Here is a 20,243-nt window from a genome sequence, read left to right as displayed (position 1 = left end):
GTAAGGCCGCTGAGCAATCAGCGGCCTTTTGCGTGAGGAGATCTCAAAGTGGCAGATGCAAAGCGTTTCGATAACTACATCAACGGCGAGTGGGTTGCCGGTGGCGACTATTCGACCAACATCAACCCGTCCGAACTGAGCGACGCCATCGGCGACTACGCCAAGGCTGATCTGGCTCAGGTCCGTGCCGCCATCGACGCCGCCCGTGCCGCGTTCCCGGCCTGGTCCACTTCCGGCATTCAGGCGCGTCACGATTCCCTGGACAAAGTCGGTACTGAAATCCTCGCCCGTCGCGAAGAGCTCGGCACTCTGCTGGCCCGGGAAGAGGGCAAGACCCTGCCTGAAGCCATCGGCGAAGTGACCCGCGCCGGTAATATTTTCAAGTTCTTCGCCGGCGAGTGCCTGCGCCTGTCCGGCGACTACCTGCCGTCGGTGCGTCCGGGCGTCAATGTTGAAGTCACTCGCGAAGCCCTGGGCGTGGTCGGTCTGATCACCCCGTGGAACTTCCCGATTGCCATTCCTGCGTGGAAAATCGCTCCGGCCCTGGCCTACGGCAACTGCGTCGTGCTGAAACCCGCGGACCTGGTTCCGGGTTGCGCCTGGGCCCTGGCTGAAATCATCTCCCGCGCAGGCTTCCCGGCCGGTGTGTTCAACCTGGTGATGGGCAGCGGTCGCGTGGTTGGCGATGCACTGGTCCACAGCCCGAAAGTCGACGGCATCAGCTTCACCGGTTCCGTGGGCGTGGGTCGTCAGATCGCTGTCAGCTGTGTTTCGCGCCAGGCCAAGGTCCAGCTGGAAATGGGTGGCAAGAACCCGCAGATCATTCTCGACGACGCCGACCTTAAGCAAGCGGTCGAGTTGTCGGTACAGAGCGCGTTCTACTCCACTGGCCAGCGTTGCACCGCTTCCAGCCGCTTCATCGTCACCGCTGGCATCCACGACCAGTTCGTCGAAGCCATGGCCGAGCGTATGAAATCGATCAAGGTCGGTCACGCGCTGAAAGCCGGCACCGACATCGGTCCGGTGGTTTCCCAGGCTCAGCTTGAGCAGGACATGAAGTACATCGACATCGGCCAGTCCGAAGGTGCGCGTCTGGTCAGCGGCGGTGGTCTGGTGACGTGCGACACCGAGGGCTACTTCCTCGCGCCAACCCTGTTTGCCGACAGCGAAGCTTCGATGCGCATCAGCCGTGAAGAGATCTTCGGCCCGGTGGCCAACATTGTGCGCGTCGCCGACTACGAAGCCGCGCTGGCCATGGCCAACGACACCGAGTTTGGTCTGTCGGCGGGCATCGCTACCACGTCCTTGAAGTACGCCAACCACTTCAAGCGCCACTCCCAGGCCGGGATGGTGATGGTCAACCTGCCGACCGCCGGTGTGGATTACCACGTTCCGTTCGGTGGGCGTAAAGGTTCATCCTATGGATCACGTGAGCAAGGTCGCTATGCGCAAGAGTTCTACACGGTCGTGAAGACCAGCTACATCGGTTCGTAAGGCAACACCCCTGTTGTAGGAGCGAGCTTGCTCGCGATGGTCGTGAGGTCGCGGCGGTAAACCTGATGCCCCGCGTCATCGTTGACCACCATCGCGAGCAGAGCTCGCTCCTACAGGGGAAACAAAGATTCACCCGCGTATAAAAATAATTTGTGGGAGTACATCTACATGCAATCGACCCAGAAGCCGACTCACGTCCGCTATTTGATCCTGCTCATGCTTTTCCTCGTGACCACGATCAACTACGCCGACCGGGCAACCATCGCAATCGCCGGCTCCAGCCTGCAGAAAGACCTCGGCATCGACGCCGTTACCCTCGGCTACATCTTCTCCGCATTCGGTTGGGCCTACGTGGCCGGGCAAATTCCCGGTGGCTGGCTGCTGGACCGTTTCGGCTCGAAAAAAATCTACGCGCTGAGCATCTTCACCTGGTCGCTGTTCACCGTGCTGCAGGGTTATGTCGGCGAGTTCGGCATGTCCACCGCCGTGGTCGCGCTGTTCATGCTGCGCTTTTTGGTGGGCCTGGCCGAAGCGCCATCTTTCCCCGGAAACGCGCGCATCGTGGCGGCCTGGTTCCCGACCGCGGAACGCGGCACCGCCTCGGCGATCTTCAACTCGGCGCAATACTTTGCCACCGTGTTGTTCGCACCGCTGATGGGCTGGATCGTCTACAGCTTCGGCTGGCAGCACGTGTTCATTGTCATGGGCGTGATCGGCATCATCTTCTCCGGGATCTGGCTGAAAGTGATCTACAGCCCGCGCCAGCACCCGATGATCAACGAGGCCGAGTTCAAGCACATCGCCGACAACGGCGGCATGGTCGACATGGACCAGGACAAGGGCAAAGGCAAGAAGACCGACGGTCCGAAGTGGGACTACATCCGTCAGTTGCTGACCAACCGCATGATGCTTGGCGTGTACCTGGGCCAGTACTGCATCAACGGCATCACCTACTTCTTCCTGACCTGGTTCCCGGTGTACCTGGTGCAGGAACGCGGCATGACCATCCTCAAGGCCGGTTTCATCGCGTCCTTGCCGGCTATCTGCGGCTTCATAGGTGGTGTGCTCGGTGGGGTGATTTCCGATTACCTGTTGCGCAAAGGTCACTCCCTGACCTTCGCCCGCAAGGCGCCGATCATTGCCGGCCTGCTGGTTTCCAGCAGCATCGTGGCATGCAACTACGTCGACGTTGAATGGATGGTCGTCGGCTTCATGGCCCTGGCGTTCTTCGGTAAAGGCGTGGGCGCGTTGGGTTGGGCGGTGGTGTCCGACACCTCGCCGAAGCAGATCGCCGGTCTGAGCGGTGGCCTGTTCAACACCTTCGGTAACATTGCATCCATCACCACGCCGATCGTGATCGGCTACATCATCAGCTCCACCGGTTCGTTCAAATGGGCGTTGGTGTTCGTCGGTTGCAACGCTTTGGTCGCGGTGTTCAGCTATCTGGTGATCGTGGGCCCGATCAAGCGCGTGGTGCTAAAGGAGCCACCAGCGAACGGTTCTGAAGCCCCTGGCAAATTGTCTCAAGCGCATTCCTGAGGAGCGGCGTCATGCAGTTGATTGAACATTCCGACTCGCCGCGCTACATCCGCCTGCACGAGCGGGATAACGTAGTGATCGTGGTCAATGATCAGGGTGTACCGGCCGGCACCGAGTTTGCGGACGGCCTGGTTACCGTGGACTTCGTGCCGCAGAGCCACAAGGTCACCCTGGAAGACATTCCCGAAGGTGGCCAAGTGATTCGTTACGGCCAGGTCATTGGTTATGCCTTGCAGCCGATTCCCCGCGGCAGTTGGGTCAAGGAAGATCAACTGCGCATGCCGACCGCGCCCCCGCTGGACAGCCTGCCGCTGTCCACCGATGTACCGGCCGCGCAAGCACCGCTGGAAGGATTCACCTTCGAGGGTTATCGAAATGCCGACGGCACCGTCGGCACGCGCAACATTCTCGGCATCACTACCACAGTGCAGTGCGTGACCGGGGTGCTGGATCATGCGGTCAAGCGCATCAAGGATGAGTTGCTGCCCAAGTACCCGCACGTCGATGACGTGGTGGCGCTGACCCACAGCTACGGCTGTGGCGTGGCGATCACTGCGACTGACGCGTACATCCCGATCCGCACCGTGCGCAATCTGGCACGCAACCCGAACCTGGGTGGCGAAGCCTTGGTGATCAGCCTGGGTTGCGAGAAATTGCAGGCCGGGCAAGTGATGCACGACAACGACAGCTCGGTGGATCTCAGCGAGCCTTGGTTGTACCGCTTGCAGGACTCCAGTCACGGTTTCACCGAGATGATCGAGCAGATCATGGAGCTGGCCGAGACGCGCTTGAAGAAGCTCGATCAGCGGCGCCGGGAAACTGTGCCGGCGTCCGAGCTGATCCTGGGCATGCAATGCGGCGGCAGTGATGCGTTCTCCGGCATCACTGCCAACCCGGCGCTCGGTTATGCCTCTGACCTGCTGCTGCGGGCCGGTGCGACGGTGATGTTTTCTGAAGTCACCGAAGTGCGCGATGCCATTTACCTGCTGACCTCCCGCGCGGAAAACCAGGATGTCGCCCAGGAACTGGTGCGGGAAATGGACTGGTACGACCGCTACCTGGCCAAGGGCGAGGCGGATCGCAGTGCCAACACCACGCCGGGCAACAAGAAGGGCGGATTATCGAACATTGTCGAGAAATCCCTGGGATCGATCGTCAAGTCCGGTAGCAGCGCGATCAATGGCGTGCTTGGCCCTGGCGAGCGTTTCAAGCGCAAAGGCCTGATCTTCTGCGCGACCCCGGCCAGTGACTTTGTCTGTGGGACCTTGCAACTGGCGGCGGGGATGAACCTGCACGTGTTCACCACCGGTCGTGGCACGCCTTACGGGTTGGCCATGGCGCCGGTGGTGAAGGTTTCGACCCGGACCGAACTGGCGCAACGCTGGCCGGACCTGATCGACATCGACGCCGGGCGCATTGCCACCGGCCGCGCATCGATCGAGGAACTGGGCTGGGAGCTGTTCCACTACTACCTGGACGTGGCCAGCGGCAAGAAACAGACCTGGGCCGAGCAGCACAAGCTGCACAACGACATTACCCTGTTCAACCCGGCGCCGATCACTTAAGACCGAGTCGCCTGCTTCGCGAGCAAGCCCGCTCCCACACTGGATTGTCGTCGCGCACAAATTTTGTGTTCGACACTGATCAAATGTGGGAGCGGGCTTGCTCGCGAAGGCGATCTTGCAGGCGCCGAAGTCTTCAGTGGCTTATCATTAGCCCCCTAACGACGCCCACCCCAAGGTCCTCCCGGCATGCTGGCAATTTTCCTCGAAACCCTGAACATCACCGCGCCGGTGTTTGCCATGCTGTTTCTGGGGGTGCTGCTCAAGCGCATCGACTGGATCAACGACAACTTCATCCACACTGCGTCGGCCCTGGTGTTCAATGTCACCATGCCGGCGTTGCTGTTTCTGGGCATCCTGCATGCCGACCTGCACGCGGCGTTGCAGCCGGCGTTGCTGATCTACTTCTCCCTCGCGACCCTGGTGTGTTTTGCCATCGCCTGGGGCTGGGCGATCTGGAAGTGCCCGCGGGAAGATCGGGGGATCTACACCCAGGGTGCCTTTCGCGGTAACAACGGGGTCATCGGGCTGGCGCTGGCGGCAAGCATGTACGGCGACTACGGGATTTCCCTCGGGGCGATCCTCGCGGCGCTGGTGATCCTGTTCTACAACACCCTTTCGACCATTGTGCTGGCGGTGTACAGCCCGGTGATCAAGTCCGATCCGTGGAGCATCTGCAAAAGCGTGTTCAGCAATCCGCTGATCATCAGCGTGATCGCGGCTGCACCGTTCGCCTATTTCAAGATCGGCTTGCCGGGCTGGCTGGAAACCTCCGGCCAGTACCTGGCACAAACCACCTTGCCGCTGGCGCTGATCTGCATCGGCGGCACGCTGTCGCTGGCCGCACTGCGCAAAAGCGGCAACATGGCGCTGAGTTCAAGCCTGGTGAAGATGATCGGCTTGCCGGTGCTGGCGACGCTGGGGGCGTGGTTGTGGGGTTTTCGCGGGGCGGAGTTGGGGATTCTGTTTCTGTACTTCGGTAGCCCGACCGCCGCCGCCAGTTTCGTCATGGCCCGGGCGGCAGACGGCAATCACGAGTTGGCGGCGGCGATTATTGTGATCACCACATTGATGGCGGCGGTCACCACCAACATCGGGATTTTCTTTTTGCAGTGGGGTGGGTGGATCTAGCCTGACTCAAGCAGTGTTCCTTAGAACCATTCGCGAGCAAGCCCGCTCCCACAATTGGAATGCATTCCCCTGTGGGAGCGAGCCTGCTCGCGAAAGCCTCAGATCAGTCACTCTGGCTTCTGGTAGCTATCAATCACTTCCTGCGCCGCCCGAAACGCATCAATCGCCGCCGGCACGCCGGCATACACCGCACAATGCAGCAACGCCTCGCGAATCTCATCCACAGTGCAGCCGTTGTTCAGCGCACCGCGCACGTGACCTTTCAATTCCTGCGGGCACTTGAGTGCAGTCAGGGCGGCCAGGGTGATCAGGCTGCGGGTCTTCAGTGGCAGGCCTTCGCGATTCCACACACCGCCCCAGGCGTGTTCGTTGACGAAATCCTGCAGCGGCTGGGTGAATTCGGTGGCATTGCCCAGTGCGCGGTCGACGAAGGCGTCGCCCATCACTTGGCGGCGGACTTCAACGCCGGGTTTTTTGTTCTTGGTCATGGGACTTCCTTCTTATGGTGTTGGCGATGCCAGGCGCGTAGCGACGTGAACAGCAAAAACGCCACCAGCGCCGGCAGGACGAAAAACAGCATCAAGTGTTCCAGCTTGCCGGCCAGTGGCATGCCGGTGGTGAACGACACCACGTGCAGCCCATACGCCAGGTACAAACCCAGAAACAGCAGGCCTTCGGCGCGGGTCACGCGGTAGCCGGTGTAGAACAGCGGCAGGCACAGCGCCGCGACGCCGAGCATCACCGGCAGGTCGAAATCCAGGGCGTTGGGCGACACCGACAGCGGCGACGGTGCCACCAGCGCGGTAAAACCGAGCACACCCAGGAGGTTGAACAGGTTGCTGCCAATCACGTTGCCCACGGCAATATCTCGCTCGCCGCGTATGGCTGCGATCAACGAAGTGGCGAGCTCCGGCAGTGAGGTGCTGACGGCGACGATGGTCAGGCCGATGATCCGTTCCGACAATCCAAGATCGGTGGCGACCGCGACGGCTGCCCCCAGCAGCAAGTGCCCGGCGTACACCAGCATCGCCAGCCCGGCGACGATCATCAGCAGGCTGCTCAGCCATGGCGCTTGCGCATGATGGTCATGGCTCGATACCGGGCGTGCCGAGTGTCGCGACTGGCGCAGCAACAAGCCGAGGTAAATCGCCAGAGCCGCAAGCAATATCACGCCGTCGGCACGGGATAGCTCTTTATTCCAGGCGAGTACGAACACCAGCAGGCTGGCGCCGATCATCAACGGAATATCCAGGCGCACCAATTGCCGGGAAACCCGCAAAGGAATGATCAGCGCGGACAACCCGAGGGTGACGAGGATGTTGAAAATGCTGCTGCCGATCACACTGCCGACGGCGATGTCGGCATTGTGCGCCAGGGTCGCTTGCAGGCTGACTGCCATCTGTGGTGCGCTGCTGCCGAGGGCGACAATGGTCAGGCCGATGATCAGTGGTCGTACGTGCAACCGCGCGGCGATGCGTACGGCGGCGCGCACCATCAATTCGGCGCCGACAATCAGCAGGAGCAATCCGCTGAGCAATTCGATCAGACTGATCAGGGGTAAATCGGCTAGTCCGAAAATGGTCGGGGCTCCATCGGTCAGTCGTCGAGGGCTTGCACGCGAACCTTCGCAGTGCCGCTGCGCAGCATGCCCAGGCGCTCGGCGGCTTCCCGGGACAGGTCGATCAGGCGGCCACGGGTGTGCGGCCCGCGATCATTGATGCGTACCACGCAGGATTTGTCGTTATTCAGATTGGTGACCTTCACCCGTGTACCAAAGGGTAGCTGGCGATGGGCGGCGGTCATGGAATTCATGTTGAAACGCTCGCCGTTGGCGGTGCGTTTGCCTTGGTGTTTGGCGCCGTAGTACGAAGCTACGCCGGTTTTGTCGTAGCCGTGCGGATCGACGGTGTCGGTGCTGGCGCAACCGGCCAGGAGCAAGAGGAGGGCGCAGGCGCCGAATAGACGTTTCATTCAAGGTTTTCCCGAAACAATTGTGGGAGCGAGCCTGCTCGCGAATGCATTCTGACAGTCAACTTTGTGTTGAGTGCCGAACCGCATTCGCGAGCAGGCTCGCTCCCACAGGGGAATGGAGCCAGTGAGTCGGGCTGGCTCCATCCTCATCAGCCTTCGAGCTTGCTTTTGAGCAGTTCGTTGACCTGTTGCGGGTTGGCCTTGCCTTTGGAGGCTTTCATGGCCTGGCCGACGAAGAAGCCGAACATCTTGCCGCGCTTGGCTTCGTCTGCCGCGCGGTATTGTTCGACCTGCTCGGCGTTGGCCGCGAGCATTTCGTCCAGCACCGCCGAGATGGCGCCGGTGTCGGTCACTTGCTTGAGGCCGCGCTTGTCGATGATCTCGTCCGCGCTGCCTTCGCCGTTGGCCATCGCTTCAAACACTACCTTGGCGATCTTGCCGGAGATGGTGTTGTCCTTGATGCGCAGCAGCATGCCGCCCAGAAGCTCGGCGGAAACCGGCGATTCTTCGATGTCCAGGCCTTGCTTGTTGAGCAGGCTGCCCAACTCGACCATCACCCAGTTCGCCGCCAGTTTGGCGTCGCCGCCGATGCTCGCGACTTTCTCGAAGTAATCGGCTTGCTCGCGGCTGGTGGCCAGCACGCTGGCGTCATAGACCGACAGACCAAATTGCTCCTGGAAGCGCTCGCGCTTCTGCGGTGGCAATTCCGGCAGGGTGACGCGTACTTCGTCGAGGAACGAGTTCTCGATGACCACCGGCAGCAGGTCCGGATCGGGGAAGTAACGGTAGTCGTTGGCTTCCTCTTTGCTGCGCATCGGACGGGTTTCGTCCTTGTTCGGATCGTACAGGCGGGTCTGCTGGATCACTTTTCCGCCGTCTTCGATCAACTCGATCTGACGCTGGATTTCGCTATTGATCGCCTTCTCGATGAAGCGGAACGAGTTGACGTTCTTGATCTCGCAGCGAGTGCCGAACTCGACCTGGCCTTTCGGACGGATCGATACGTTGCAGTCGCAACGCAGCGAGCCTTCGGCCATGTTGCCGTCGCAAATCCCTAAGTAACGCACCAGTGCGTGGATCGCCTTGACGTAGGCCACGGCTTCCTTGGCGCTGCGCATGTCCGGCTCGGAGACGATTTCCAGCAGCGGTGTGCCGGCACGGTTCAGGTCGATGCCGGTGGCGCCGCTGAATTCTTCGTGCAGGCTCTTGCCGGCGTCTTCTTCCAAGTGCGCGCGGGTGATGCCGACCCGTTTGACCGTGCCGTCTTCGAGGGCGATGTCCAGGTGGCCCTTGCCGACGATCGGCAACTCCATCTGGCTGATCTGGTAGCCCTTGGGCAGGTCCGGGTAGAAGTAGTTTTTACGCGCGAACACGTTGTGCTGGCCGATCTCGGCGTCAATCGCCAGACCGAACATCACCGCCATGCGCACCGCTTCCTGGTTCAGCACCGGCAGCACGCCGGGCATGCCCAGGTCTACCAGGCTGGCCTGGGTGTTCGGCTCGGAACCGAACGTGGTGGAACTACCGGAAAAGATTTTCGACCGGGTGGTGAGCTGGGTGTGAATCTCCAGCCCGATCACGACTTCCCATTGCATGTGTGTCTCCTCAGAAGCCTTAACAGGGGATTTTGAAACGTCGCGAGCGAAGGTAAGGCAAGGCGAAAACTGGCGAATAAGCGGAGTTGACGTTAGTCAATGAGCATTATGAGCCAGTTTTCAACGCAGCATTACCGAGCGCAGCAGTTTCAAAACCCCTGTGGGGTGCGGGTGTGCCAGTCAGTGTTCAGCTGATACTGGTGCGCAACGTTGAGCAAGCGGCCTTCCTGGAAATACGGAGCGAGCAGTTGCACGCCGACCGGCAGACCGTCGACAAAACCTGCTGGCATCGACAAGCCCGGCAGACCCGCGAGGTTGGCGGTGATGGTGTAGACGTCTTCCAGGTAGGCAGCGACCGGGTCGCTGTTCTTGGCGCCGAGCTTCCAGGCCGGGTTCGGCGTGGTTGGGCCGAGGATGATGTCGACCTCATTGAAGGCCGCCATGAAGTCGTTCTTGATCAAGCGACGAATCTTCTGCGCCTTCAGGTAGTAGGCATCGTAGTAACCGGCGGACAGTGCATAGGCACCGACCATGATCCGGCGCTGCACTTCCGGACCGAAGCCTTCGCCGCGGGAGCGTTTGTACAGGTCTTCGAGGTTTTTCGGATCTTCGCAGCGATAGCCGAAGCGCACGCCGTCGAAACGCGACAGGTTGGACGAAGCTTCTGCCGGGGCGATCACGTAGTACGCAGGAATCGCGTGCTGCATGTTCGGCAGGCTGATTTCCTTGACCACTGCGCCGAGCTTTTCCAGCTCCTTGACGCTGTTGTGGATCAACTCGGCGATGCGCGGGTCGAGGCCGGCGCTGAAGTACTCCTTCGGCACGCCGATGCGCAGGCCTTGCAGCGAGCCATTGAGGCTGGCGCTGTAGTCCGGCACGGGTTCATCGATGCTGGTGGAGTCGTTCGGATCGAAGCCGGCCATACCTTGCAACAATATTGCGCAGTCTTCGGCCGTGCGTGCCAATGGACCGCCCTGATCGAGGCTGGAGGCGTAAGCGATCATGCCCCAGCGCGAAACGCGACCGTACGTCGGTTTCAGGCCGGTAAGGTTGGTCAACGCAGCGGGCTGACGAATGGAGCCGCCAGTGTCGGTGCCGGTGGCCGCAGGCAACAGACGAGCGGCAACTGCCGCTGCCGAACCGCCGGACGAACCGCCCGGTACGTGCTCCAGGTTCCACGGGTTTTTCACCGCGCCGTAGTAGCTCGACTCGTTGGCCGAACCCATGGCGAATTCGTCCATGTTGGTCTTGCCCAGGGTCACGGCGCCGGCGCCAGCCAGCTTGGCGACGACGGTGGCGTCGTACGGTGCCTTGAAGTTGTCGAGCATCTTCGAGCCGCAGCTGGTGCGAATGCCCTGGGTGCAGAACAGGTCTTTGTGGGCGATCGGCGCGCCGAGCAGGGCGCCGCTCTCACCATTGGCCCGGCGGGCGTCAGCGGCTTTCGCCTGCGTCAGCGCCAGGTCTTCGGTGAGGCTGATGAAACTGTTGAGCTGCGGATCGAGCTGGGCGATGCGCGCCAGCAGGACCTTGGTCAGCTCTTCGGAGGAAAACTTTTTATCGGCGAGTCCGCGGGCGATCTCGGCCAGAGTCAGTTGATGCATTGCAGGCTCTTTCCCTATTAGTCGATGACTTTCGGAACCAGGTACAGGCCGTTTTCGACCGCTGGTGCGATGGACTGGTAGGCCTCGCGGTGATTGGTCTCGGTCACGACGTCCGCGCGCAGGCGCTGGCTGGCTTCCAGTGGGTGGGCGAGCGGTTCGATACCGTCGGTATTGACCGCCTGCATTTCGTCGACCAGCCCGAGAATGCTGTTGAGGGCCGAAGTGATGTGTGGAAGATCGGCATCATTGAGGCCAAGGCAGGCCAGATGAGCGATTTTTTCCACGTCGGAGCGTTCAAGCGCCATTGGGATTCTCCAGTGGAAAACAAAACGGACGGCGTCCGTGTGTTAGATTGTCGGAACACTACCGCACTTCTACGGTCATAAGGCCGCGATTGTGGGGCTTGGTGCACAGAAAAGCGGCCAATTTAACATATTGGCGCCTTGCCCAAAATCCCTGTCGTTGTTAGAGTTTGCCGCACTTTTTTACCCACGCGTTGCCTAGGGTCCCTTTCCCATGTTCAAGAAACTGCGTGGCATGTTTTCCAGCGATCTTTCCATTGACCTGGGCACTGCCAACACCCTTATTTACGTGCGCGAGCGCGGTATCGTCCTGAATGAGCCCTCCGTTGTGGCCATTCGGACGCACGGTAACCAGAAAAGTGTCGTTGCTGTCGGCACCGAAGCCAAGCGCATGCTGGGCCGTACGCCGGGCAACATTGCTGCCATTCGTCCGATGAAGGACGGTGTGATCGCTGACTTCAGCGTTTGCGAAAAAATGCTGCAGTATTTTATCAACAAGGTTCACGAAAACAGCTTCCTGCAACCTAGCCCTCGCGTGTTGATCTGCGTTCCATGCAAATCCACCCAGGTTGAGCGTCGTGCCATTCGTGAATCGGCCCTCGGTGCCGGTGCCCGTGAAGTGTTCCTGATCGAAGAGCCAATGGCCGCTGCGATCGGTGCCGGCTTGCCGGTTGAAGAAGCTCGCGGGTCGATGGTCGTGGATATCGGTGGCGGTACCACCGAAATCGCGCTGATCTCCCTGAACGGTGTGGTTTACGCCGAATCCGTGCGCGTTGGCGGCGACCGCTTCGACGAAGCGATTATCACCTACGTGCGTCGCAACTACGGCAGCCTGATCGGTGAATCCACTGCCGAGCGCATCAAGCAGGAAATCGGTACCGCCTACCCGGGCGGTGAAGTTCGCGAAGTCGACGTTCGTGGCCGTAACCTGGCTGAAGGCGTTCCACGCGCATTCACCCTGAACTCCAACGAAGTGCTGGAAGCTCTGCAAGAGTCCCTGGCAACCATCGTTCAGGCCGTGAAAAGCGCCCTGGAGCAATCGCCTCCGGAACTGGCTTCCGACATCGCCGAGCGCGGCCTGGTATTGACCGGTGGTGGCGCCTTGCTGCGTGACCTGGACAAATTGCTGGCCCAGGAAACCGGTCTGCCGGTGATCGTTGCCGAAGACCCGCTGACCTGCGTTGCTCGCGGCGGTGGCCGTGCATTGGAAATGATGGATAAACACACCATGGACCTGCTTTCCAGCGAATAAGTCGCCGGATTGCCTCTATGCTGTTGAGCGCGCAGGCGGCACTTTGCAGTGCTGCCTGTTCGCGTTTATCTTCTGTCAGTCTGCATCCAGGCCGGATTGCTGCCGTATGAATAAACAGAACATTTGCCTGGGAGGAGCGGCTTATTAAACCGCTTTTCACCAAGGGCCCTTCACTGGGCGTGCGCCTGTTGGTGCTGGTCGTGCTATCGGTCGCGCTGATGGTGGTCGATGCCCGTTTCAGTCTGCTCAAGCCTGCACGCAGCCAGATGTCGCTGGTGCTGATGGACGCCTACTGGATCACCGACCTGCCCGGACGACTGTGGGAAGGCGTTGCCAGTCAGTTTGGCAGCCGGACCGAACTCGTCGCCGAAAACGAAAAACTCAAGACCGAAAACCTGCTGCTGCAGGGGCGCATGCAAAAACTTGCCGCCCTGACCGAGCAGAACGTTCGGCTGCGCGAGTTGCTCAACTCTTCGGCCCTGGTCAACGAGAAGGTCGAAGTGGCCGAGTTGATCGGCATGGACCCTAATCCCTTCACCCATCGCATCATCATCAATAAAGGTGAGCGCGACGGCGTGGTCCTCGGTCAGCCGGTACTCGATGCCCGTGGCCTGATGGGCCAGGTGGTCGAGTTGATGCCCTACACCTCCCGCGTCTTGCTGCTGACCGATACCACCCACAGCATTCCGGTGCAGGTGAACCGTAACGGTTTGCGGGCGATCGCCAGTGGCACCGGCAACCCGGAGCGTCTCGAGTTGCGGCATGTGGCCGATACCGCCGATATCAAGGAAGGCGACCTGCTGGTCAGCTCCGGTCTCGGTCAGCGTTTCCCGGCCGGTTATCCGGTGGCGACGGTCAAGGAAGTGATTCACGATTCCGGCCAGCCGTTTGCCATCGTCCGCGCCGTACCGACCGCCGCCTTGAACCGTAGCCGTTACCTGCTGCTGGTGTTCAGCGACAACCGGACCGCCGAAGAACGCGTCAACGCTGCCGCCCAGGCCCAGGAAAGCCTGGATGCACAGGGTGGTGGGCCGACCATTCCGGCGACGGTTCCGAAACTGGTCAGCCCCGCGGCCCCCGCTGCACCGGCCGCCGCACCGGCGATTCCTGCCACGGCAGCGCCTGCGGCCACCGCACCAGCCAAGCCAGCCACCACGCCAGCCAAGCCCGCGGCCTCGCATCCTGCGGCGGCTAAACCGCCGGCGGCGCAACCCGCTGCCGCGAAGCCTGCCGCCAAACCGCCAGTCTCCGCGCCGGCCACTCCAGTGGGGAGAGAATAATGGGCGGTGTAAAAGCATCCCGAAACGGCTGGATAGTCTGGCTGACGTTCGCCGTCGGTCTGCTGTTGAGCGTTTCGCCTCTGCCGCAATTCATGGAAATCCTGCGCCCGCTGTGGCTGGCCTTGTTGCTGGCATTCTGGGCGTTGAACCTGCCGCAGACCGTCGGGATGGTGACGGCGTTTTGCCTGGGGCTGGCTGAAGACGTGCTCTACGGCACGCTGCTTGGGCAGAACGCCTTGATCCTGACCCTCATCACCTACTTGGTACTGGCGCTGCAGCAACGCCTGCGGATGTTCCCGATGTGGCAGCAGAGCCTGGTGATCCTGGTGATCTTCGGCCTCGCCCAGCTTGTACAACTATGGCTCAGCGCCTTGACCGGCAATCGTCAGCCAACGCTGGCGCTGGTGCTGCCGGCACTGGTCAGTGCATTGCTCTGGCCCTGGATCAGTTTCGGTTTGCGCGGACTGCGTCGACGCTACAAAATCAATTAATTCGCTCAGGCATTGGACAGGGAGAGGTCTTGATGAAACGGTTGTACCTCGCCTCTGGTTCGCCGCGTCGACGTGAACTGCTCACGCAGATCGGCGTTCCGTTCTCCGCCGTCAGTGCGGACATCGATGAAACCCCTATAGCTCAAGAATTCCCGTCGGCCTATGTCGAGCGTCTGGCGCGCGGCAAGGCCGAGGCCGGGCGCGGCAGTGTCGTGTCTGACGAACCGTTCTGCGTGCTCGGCGCCGATACCGCCGTGGTGCTCGATGGAAAAATTCTCGGCAAACCGGTTGATCAAGCGGATGCGTGCGCCATGCTGATGATGCTGTCAGCGAGTGAGCATGAAGTCCTGACCGCGATTGCCGTGCTCGATGGCGAGCGCTGCGAATCCCGGGTTGTTACCAGTCGCGTGCGTTTTCGGGATATCAGTCGTGAAGAAGCCGTGGCCTACTGGGCCAGCGGCGAACCACAGGACAAGGCGGGCGGTTATGGCATTCAAGGGCTGGGTGCGGTGTTTGTCGCCGGGCTCGATGGAAGTTATTCAGCGGTGGTCGGACTGCCGCTTTGCGAAACCGCGGAACTGCTCGGCCATTTCGGCATACCCTGTTGGCAACCCCGGAACGCGCTTTAAGCGTCTTCCTGAACAGATGCGGCCATTATCGTGAACATGCCTGAACGAGACCCTGCCATGAGTGAAGAGATCCTGATCAACATCACGCCGATGGAGTCGCGCGTGGCGGTGGTCGAAAACGGTGTCCTGCAAGAGGTCCATGTCGAGCGTACGCAAAAGCGCGGGATCGTCGGCAACATCTATAAAGGCAAAGTCGTGCGGGTATTGCCGGGAATGCAGGCGGCCTTCGTCGATATCGGCCTGGACCGTGCCGCGTTCATTCATGCATCGGAAATTTCCCTGCGCGAAGGCCCGGCGGTCGAGAGCATCAGTGCGCTGGTGCACGAAGGCCAGAGTCTGGTGGTGCAAGTGACCAAGGACCCGATCGGTTCCAAAGGCGCACGCCTGACCACCCAGCTGTCGATCCCTTCGCGTTACCTGGTGTACATGCCGCGCACCGCTCACGTCGGCATTTCCCTGAAGATCGAAGACGAAGCCGAGCGCGAACGCCTCAAGCAAGTGGTCACCGATTGCGTGGCCAAGGAAGGGATCAAGGAGGCCGGCGGTTTCATCCTGCGCACGGCGGCCGAAGGTGCTGGCGCCGATGAAATCCTCATGGACATCCGCTACCTGCGCCGGCTCTGGGATCAGATCAGCGCCCAGATCAAAACCATCAGCGCGCCCAGCGTGATCTACGAAGACCTCGGTTTGGCGCTGCGCACCCTGCGTGACCTGGTGAGCCCGAAAATCGAGAAGATCCGCATCGACTCCCGGGAAACCTTCCAGAAAACCACGCAATTCGTCGCCGAACTGATGCCCGAGATTGCCGACCGCCTGGAGCATTACCCGGGCGAGCGACCGATTTTCGACCTGTATGGCGTCGAGGACGAAATCCAGAAGGCTCTCGAGCGCAAGGTCCCGCTCAAGTCCGGCGGTTATCTGGTGGTCGACCCGGCGGAAGCCATGAGCACCATTGACGTCAACACCGGGGCGTTCGTCGGTCATCGCAACCTCGAAGAAACCATCTTCAAGACCAACCTCGAGGCCGCGACGGCCATCGCCCGCCAATTGCGCCTGCGCAACCTCGGCGGAATCATCATCATCGACTTCATCGACATGGAAGATGAAGAACACCAGCGCCAGGTGTTGCGCACGCTCGAAAAGCAACTGGAGCGCGATCACGCCAAGACCAACATCATCGGTATCACCGAGTTGGGCCTGGTGCAGATGACCCGCAAGCGCACCCGCGAAAGCCTTGAACAAGTGTTGTGCGAGCCATGCAACGCCTGTCAGGGACGCGGCAAGCTCAAGACCCCGGAAACCGTTTGCTACGAAATCTTCCGCGAAATCCTGCGTGAGGCTCGCGCCTATCAGGCGGAAGGCTATCGTGTATTGGCGAACCAGAAAGTTGTCGACCGTCTGCTGGACGAAGAGTCGGGCAACGTTGCCGAACTGGAAGGGTTTATCGGGCGCACCATCCGGTTCCAGGTAGAAACCATGTATTCCCAGGAACAATACGACGTGGTGTTGCTCTGAGTCGCTGCGTTTTAACTTTTCCTGAACGGCTGGCCTCAGCTTTTTGCAAAACTTTTGCCATGGGGGCCACCTGACATGGACCGTCTTACACGCATTTTGGCCGCACTGACCCGCTGGGGTCTGGGCCTGTGCGCGTTGGTTTTGGTGTTGATGGCGCTCTACGTCAGCCTGGGCCGGGAGCTCACGCCGTTAGTCGCCGAGTACCGTGCCGACATCGAAACCAAAGCCAGCGATGCCTTGGGCATGCCGTTGCAGATCGGCGAGCTGGAAGGCAACTGGAGTGGTTTCGCGCCGATATTGATGGCCCGCGATGTGACCGTCGGCGAGGGTGCCAACGCCTTGCATCTGGATCAGGTGCGTGCGGTGCCGGACCTTTGGGGCAGTCTTCTGGCGCGACAGGTACGCATCGCTCATCTGGAACTCAGCGGCCTGAAGATCAACCTCAAGCAAGGTGAGGACGGTCAGTGGGCGCTGGAAGGTTTGCCGGTGCGCCAGGACCAGCCCACCGATCCGGAGCAACTGCTCAATCGGATGCAGATGCTTCAGCAACTGTCGGTGCTCGACAGCCAAGTGACCTTGCAGCCGTTTGGCGAGTCGCCGCTGACCCTGACTTATGTCGGCCTTAATCTGAAAACCGGGATGTCGCGGCAGCGGCTCGACGCACGGCTGACCCTGCCTGACGGGCAGCCGGTGGCCATGAGTCTGCGTACCCGCATTCGTGCCAGCCAATGGCAGGACGGTGAAGCCGAGGTCTACCTGAGCCTGCCGCAAAGCGACTGGTCGAAATGGTTGCCTGAACGTCTGACCCAACAGTGGAATTTTTCCGAGATCAAGGCCGGTGGCGAGCTGTGGGTGACCTGGGGCAAAGGCACCTTGCAAAGCGCTGCGGTGCGCTTGAACGCACCACAAGTCAAGGGTGCCTACGCCGAGCGCAAGCCGATCCAGATCAATAACCTGGCGCTCAATGGATACTTCCAGCGCAATGCCGAAGGCGCGTCAGTGACTCTCGATTCCCTGGCGATGAACCTTGGCGAGACCCGCTGGGAAACGCATTTGCAGCTCAAGCAAAGCGCCGCCACTGACAAGACCGAAGAACTGTGGCATCTGCAAGCCGACCGCGTCGACCTGACCCCGCTCACGCCGCTGCTCAATGCCCTTGCGCCGTTGCCAGAAGGTTTTGCAACGGTCGTCGAGCGGCTCAAAGTCACGGGTGGCCTGCGTAACGTGCTGGTCGACTTCCGCCCGAATGCCACCGACGACAGCAAGTTCGGCTTTGCCGCCAACCTCGACCAGGTAGGCTTCGATGCCTATCACGGTGCGCCGGCGGCGCGAAATGTCAGCGGCAGCATCAGTGGTGACCTGGGGCACGGCGAACTGCGTATGGACAGCAAGGATTTCATGCTGCACCTGGACCCGATTTTCGCCAAGCCATGGCAGTACATTCAGGCCAATGCACGGCTGACCTGGAAGCTCGATAAAGAAAGTTTCACCCTGATCGCGCCGTACCTGAAAGTGCTGGGCGAGGAAGGCAAGATCGCCGGCGACTTCCTGATTCGCCTGCATTTCGATCCCACCCAGGAAGACTACATGGACCTGCGGGTCGGCATGGTGGACGGTGACGGTCGCTACACCGCCAAGTACCTGCCGGCAGTCCTCAGCCCGGCGCTGGATGAATGGCTGCGCACGGCGATTCTCAAGGGCGCGGTGGACCAAGGGTTCTTCCAGTATCAAGGGTCGCTCAGTCACGGTGCCGCGGATGTGGATCGCAGCATCAGCCTGTACTTCAAGGTTCACGATGCCGAACTGGCCTTCCAGCCGGGCTGGCCCCACGTCAGCAAGGTCAGCGGTGATGTGTTTGTCGAAGACAGTGGTGTGCGGATTCTGGCCAGCAAGGGCCAGTTGCTCGACACGCAGGTCAGCGATATCTACGTCAACATTCCCCATGTACCGGCGGGGCAAAACGTTCATTTGTTCCTCGATGGCGGATTTGCCGGCGGTTTGGGCGATGGCCTGAAAATCCTCCAGGAAGCGCCGATAGGCACCGGGGCAACCTTTGCCGGCTGGGAAGGCGAGGGAGACCTGCAAGGCAAACTGAAGCTGGATATTCCGTTGGCAAAAGGCGAGGAGCCGAAGATCCTCGTCGACTTCAAGACGGCCAAGGCACGCTTGAAACTGGCCGAACCTGTGCTGGAACTGAACCAGCTCAAAGGTGATTTCCGTTTTGACAGCGCCAAAGGCCTGAGCGGGCACAACATCAGCGCACGGGCGTTCGACAAGCCGGTCACTGCACAGATTTTTGCCGATGGCAGCCCGGGCAGGCTCAATACCCGGGTGGCCGCATCAGGGCAAGTTGAGGTCAAGAAACTGACCGACTGGCTGAAGGTGACCCAGCCTCTGCCGGTGAGCGGTGTGATTCCGTATCAACTGCAACTGGCCCTGGACGGCGCAGACAGCCAATTGATGGTCAATTCCAACCTCAAGGGCGCGACCGTCGATTTGCCTGCACCGTTCGGCATGACCGCCGATGCCGGGCGCGACACGACGTTCCGCATGACCTTGCAGGGCGACGAGCGGCGCTATTGGGCCAACTACGGAGACCTGGCGAGTTTCACGTTTGTGGCCCCGGCCAGCAATTTCGCCGACGGTCGCGGGGACTTGTCCCTCGGTGGCGGCGAGGCCGTGTTGCCTGGCACCAAAGGCCTGCGGATAAGGGGCGTGCTGTCGGAGCTGGACGTTGGCCCGTGGAAGGATCTGGTGGATAAATACGCCGGGCAGGACCCCGGCGGCAGCGCCAAGCAATTGCTCAGCGGCGCGGATTTCAAGGTGGGTAAGCTCAGTGGTATCGGTACCACGCTCGATCAGGCGTCGATCCAGTTGGCGCGCAAGCCTTCCGCCTGGGCGCTGCAGCTCGACAGCCAGCAGATCAAGGGCAGTGCCAGCCTTCCCGATTCGAAGGCCACGCCAATCACGGTCATTCTGCAAGCCGTGCGCCTGCCTGCACCGGACCCGACCGTGCTGGCCGATGAAAACTCGCCGGATCCACTGGCGTCGGTGGACCCGACGAAAATCCCCGCGATGGACATCATCATCAATCAGCTATTCCAGGGCCAGGATCTCGTGGGGGGCTGGTCGCTGAAGATTCGTCCTACGCCCAAGGGCATCGTGTTCAACTCCCTGGACCTGGGCCTCAAGGGCATGCTGTTGGTGGGCAGCGGAGGTTGGGAAGGCGTGCCGGGTGCCAGCAACAGCTGGTACAAGGGCCGTATCAGCGGCAAGAACCTCGCCGATGTGCTCAAGGGCTGGGGTTTTGCGCCGAGCGTCACCAGCCAGGACTTCTATATGGATGTCGATGGCCGCTGGCCCGGCTCTCCAGCCTGGGTGGCGACCAAACGCTTCTCCGGCTCGCTCGATGCGACGCTCAATCAGGGCCAGTTCGTCGAAGTCGAAGGCAGTGCCCAGGCGTTGCGGGTATTTGGTTTGCTCAACTTCAACTCCATCGGCCGGCGCCTGCGCCTGGACTTCTCCGACCTGTTCGGCAAAGGTCTGAGTTATGACCGAGTCAAGGGGCTGCTGGTTGGGACCAATGGCGTGTATGTCACCCGTGAGCCGATCCGGTTGACCGGGCCTTCGAGCACCATCGAACTCGACGGCACCCTGAACATGGTGGCCGATCAGATCGATGCGAAACTGCTGGTGACCTTGCCAGTGACCAATAACTTGCCGATCGCCGCACTGATCGTCGGTGCACCCGCGGTCGGCGGGGCGCTATTCCTGATCGATAAGCTGATCGGTGACCGCGTTTCCCGTTTCGCCAGTGTGAAGTACAGCGTCCAGGGGTCGTGGAAAGAACCGAAAATCACCTTCGACAAGGCTTTTTGAGA

The 20,243-nt window shown here is 60.8% G+C and carries 16 protein-coding genes; 10 read left to right on the top strand and 6 right to left on the bottom strand.

Annotated elements, in window-relative coordinates; genetic code table 11:
- Positions 1–48 precede the first annotated feature (48 nt).
- From KGB28_RS23640 to KGB28_RS23625, 4 genes are all read left to right on the top strand, one after another.
- Positions 49–1,494 carry an aldehyde dehydrogenase family protein gene (locus KGB28_RS23640; RefSeq protein ID WP_223448108.1) on the top strand — a complete coding sequence of 482 codons (1,446 nt, stop codon included), beginning with the start codon at positions 49–51 and terminating at the stop codon, positions 1,492–1,494.
- A gap of 168 nt (positions 1,495–1,662) precedes the next feature.
- The gene (locus KGB28_RS23635) at positions 1,663–3,033 is read left to right on the top strand and encodes an MFS transporter (protein WP_150754368.1); all 1,371 of its coding nucleotides are present in this window, start codon (positions 1,663–1,665) and stop codon (positions 3,031–3,033) included.
- Between the two features lie 11 nt (positions 3,034–3,044).
- Positions 3,045–4,598 (top strand): galactarate dehydratase, encoded by a 1,554-nt coding sequence (garD, locus tag KGB28_RS23630; protein ID WP_223448107.1) that lies wholly within the window; start codon positions 3,045–3,047, stop codon positions 4,596–4,598.
- A 186-nt stretch (positions 4,599–4,784) separates the two neighbouring features.
- A complete protein-coding gene (locus tag KGB28_RS23625) occupies positions 4,785–5,726 on the top strand; it encodes an AEC family transporter (protein ID WP_150727448.1) in 942 nt (313 codons plus the stop codon).
- 107 nt (positions 5,727–5,833) lie between these two features.
- On the opposite strand, the gene KGB28_RS23620 is transcribed toward KGB28_RS23625, so the two are convergent.
- The 6 genes from KGB28_RS23620 to gatC form a co-directional block, all read right to left on the bottom strand.
- Positions 5,834–6,214, bottom strand: a complete 381-nt coding sequence (locus tag KGB28_RS23620) for a carboxymuconolactone decarboxylase family protein (RefSeq protein WP_223448105.1) — start codon at positions 6,212–6,214, stop codon at positions 5,834–5,836.
- On the bottom strand, positions 6,211–7,272 hold the full coding sequence (locus KGB28_RS23615; RefSeq protein WP_223448206.1) for a calcium/sodium antiporter: 1,062 nt from the start codon (positions 7,270–7,272) through the stop codon (positions 6,211–6,213). Before KGB28_RS23615 ends, KGB28_RS23620 begins: the two co-directional genes overlap by 4 nt.
- A 50-nt stretch (positions 7,273–7,322) precedes the next feature.
- Positions 7,323–7,697, bottom strand: a complete 375-nt coding sequence (locus tag KGB28_RS23610; protein ID WP_223448104.1) for a septal ring lytic transglycosylase RlpA family protein — start codon at positions 7,695–7,697, stop codon at positions 7,323–7,325.
- A gap of 149 nt (positions 7,698–7,846) precedes the next feature.
- Positions 7,847–9,292: an Asp-tRNA(Asn)/Glu-tRNA(Gln) amidotransferase subunit GatB gene (gene gatB / locus KGB28_RS23605; RefSeq protein WP_223448102.1), complete on the bottom strand. Its 1,446-nt coding sequence runs from the start codon at positions 9,290–9,292 to the stop codon at positions 7,847–7,849.
- A 149-nt stretch (positions 9,293–9,441) separates the two neighbouring features.
- Positions 9,442–10,893, bottom strand: a complete 1,452-nt coding sequence (gatA, locus tag KGB28_RS23600; RefSeq protein WP_223448100.1) for an Asp-tRNA(Asn)/Glu-tRNA(Gln) amidotransferase subunit GatA — start codon at positions 10,891–10,893, stop codon at positions 9,442–9,444.
- Positions 10,894–10,910: 17 nt separating this feature from the next.
- The gene (gene gatC, locus KGB28_RS23595; protein ID WP_007901429.1) at positions 10,911–11,198 is read right to left on the bottom strand and encodes an Asp-tRNA(Asn)/Glu-tRNA(Gln) amidotransferase subunit GatC; all 288 of its coding nucleotides are present in this window, start codon (positions 11,196–11,198) and stop codon (positions 10,911–10,913) included.
- A gap of 211 nt (positions 11,199–11,409) precedes the next feature.
- Between gatC and mreB the strand changes: the two genes are divergently transcribed.
- The 6 genes from mreB (at position 11,410) to KGB28_RS23565 (ending at position 20,241) form a co-directional block, all read left to right on the top strand.
- Entirely contained in the window at positions 11,410–12,447 is a 1,038-nt protein-coding gene (gene mreB / locus KGB28_RS23590) for a rod shape-determining protein MreB (protein WP_002555108.1), read from the top strand.
- A gap of 143 nt (positions 12,448–12,590) precedes the next feature.
- The gene (mreC, locus tag KGB28_RS23585; protein ID WP_223448205.1) at positions 12,591–13,727 is read left to right on the top strand and encodes a rod shape-determining protein MreC; all 1,137 of its coding nucleotides are present in this window, start codon (positions 12,591–12,593) and stop codon (positions 13,725–13,727) included.
- Positions 13,727–14,218, top strand: coding sequence for a rod shape-determining protein MreD (gene mreD, locus KGB28_RS23580; protein WP_007970244.1), 492 nt, complete (start codon positions 13,727–13,729; stop codon positions 14,216–14,218). Before mreC ends, mreD begins: the two co-directional genes overlap by 1 nt.
- 32 nt (positions 14,219–14,250) lie before the next feature.
- Positions 14,251–14,847 (top strand): Maf family protein, encoded by a 597-nt coding sequence (locus KGB28_RS23575; protein ID WP_223448099.1) that lies wholly within the window; start codon positions 14,251–14,253, stop codon positions 14,845–14,847.
- A 57-nt stretch (positions 14,848–14,904) separates the two neighbouring features.
- Complete coding sequence (gene rng / locus KGB28_RS23570; protein WP_007970246.1) at positions 14,905–16,362, top strand: ribonuclease G; 1,458 nt, start codon at positions 14,905–14,907, stop codon at positions 16,360–16,362.
- 75 nt (positions 16,363–16,437) lie between these two features.
- On the top strand, positions 16,438–20,241 hold the full coding sequence (locus KGB28_RS23565; protein WP_223448098.1) for a YhdP family protein: 3,804 nt from the start codon (positions 16,438–16,440) through the stop codon (positions 20,239–20,241).
- Positions 20,242–20,243 lie beyond the last annotated feature (2 nt).

Origin of the sequence: Pseudomonas sp. BF-R-19, from assembly GCF_019956445.1 — a bacterium.
In the GTDB taxonomy this organism is placed as follows: Bacteria; Pseudomonadota; Gammaproteobacteria; order Pseudomonadales; family Pseudomonadaceae; genus Aquipseudomonas; species Aquipseudomonas fluorescens_BH.
Note: the sequence above shows the minus strand (reverse complement) of the source record. Positions and strands in the feature narration are given on the sequence as shown.

What these genes read in the sequence shown, in the direction of transcription:
- KGB28_RS23635 (WP_150754368.1), top strand. Translation starts at nt 1,663, where the DNA reads ATGCAATCGACCCAGAAGCCGACTCACGTCCGCTATTTGATCCTGCTC.
- garD (WP_223448107.1), top strand. Translation starts at nt 3,045, where the DNA reads ATGCAGTTGATTGAACATTCCGACTCGCCGCGCTACATCCGCCTGCAC.
- KGB28_RS23625 (WP_150727448.1), top strand. Translation starts at nt 4,785, where the DNA reads ATGCTGGCAATTTTCCTCGAAACCCTGAACATCACCGCGCCGGTGTTT.
- KGB28_RS23620 (WP_223448105.1), bottom strand. Translation starts at nt 6,214, where the DNA reads ATGACCAAGAACAAAAAACCCGGCGTTGAAGTCCGCCGCCAAGTGATG.
- KGB28_RS23610 (WP_223448104.1), bottom strand. Translation starts at nt 7,697, where the DNA reads ATGAAACGTCTATTCGGCGCCTGCGCCCTCCTCTTGCTCCTGGCCGGT.
- gatB (WP_223448102.1), bottom strand. Translation starts at nt 9,292, where the DNA reads ATGCAATGGGAAGTCGTGATCGGGCTGGAGATTCACACCCAGCTCACC.
- gatA (WP_223448100.1), bottom strand. Translation starts at nt 10,893, where the DNA reads ATGCATCAACTGACTCTGGCCGAGATCGCCCGCGGACTCGCCGATAAA.
- gatC (WP_007901429.1), bottom strand. Translation starts at nt 11,198, where the DNA reads ATGGCGCTTGAACGCTCCGACGTGGAAAAAATCGCTCATCTGGCCTGC.
- mreB (WP_002555108.1), top strand. Translation starts at nt 11,410, where the DNA reads ATGTTCAAGAAACTGCGTGGCATGTTTTCCAGCGATCTTTCCATTGAC.
- mreD (WP_007970244.1), top strand. Translation starts at nt 13,727, where the DNA reads ATGGGCGGTGTAAAAGCATCCCGAAACGGCTGGATAGTCTGGCTGACG.
- KGB28_RS23575 (WP_223448099.1), top strand. Translation starts at nt 14,251, where the DNA reads ATGAAACGGTTGTACCTCGCCTCTGGTTCGCCGCGTCGACGTGAACTG.
- rng (WP_007970246.1), top strand. Translation starts at nt 14,905, where the DNA reads ATGAGTGAAGAGATCCTGATCAACATCACGCCGATGGAGTCGCGCGTG.
- KGB28_RS23565 (WP_223448098.1), top strand. Translation starts at nt 16,438, where the DNA reads ATGGACCGTCTTACACGCATTTTGGCCGCACTGACCCGCTGGGGTCTG.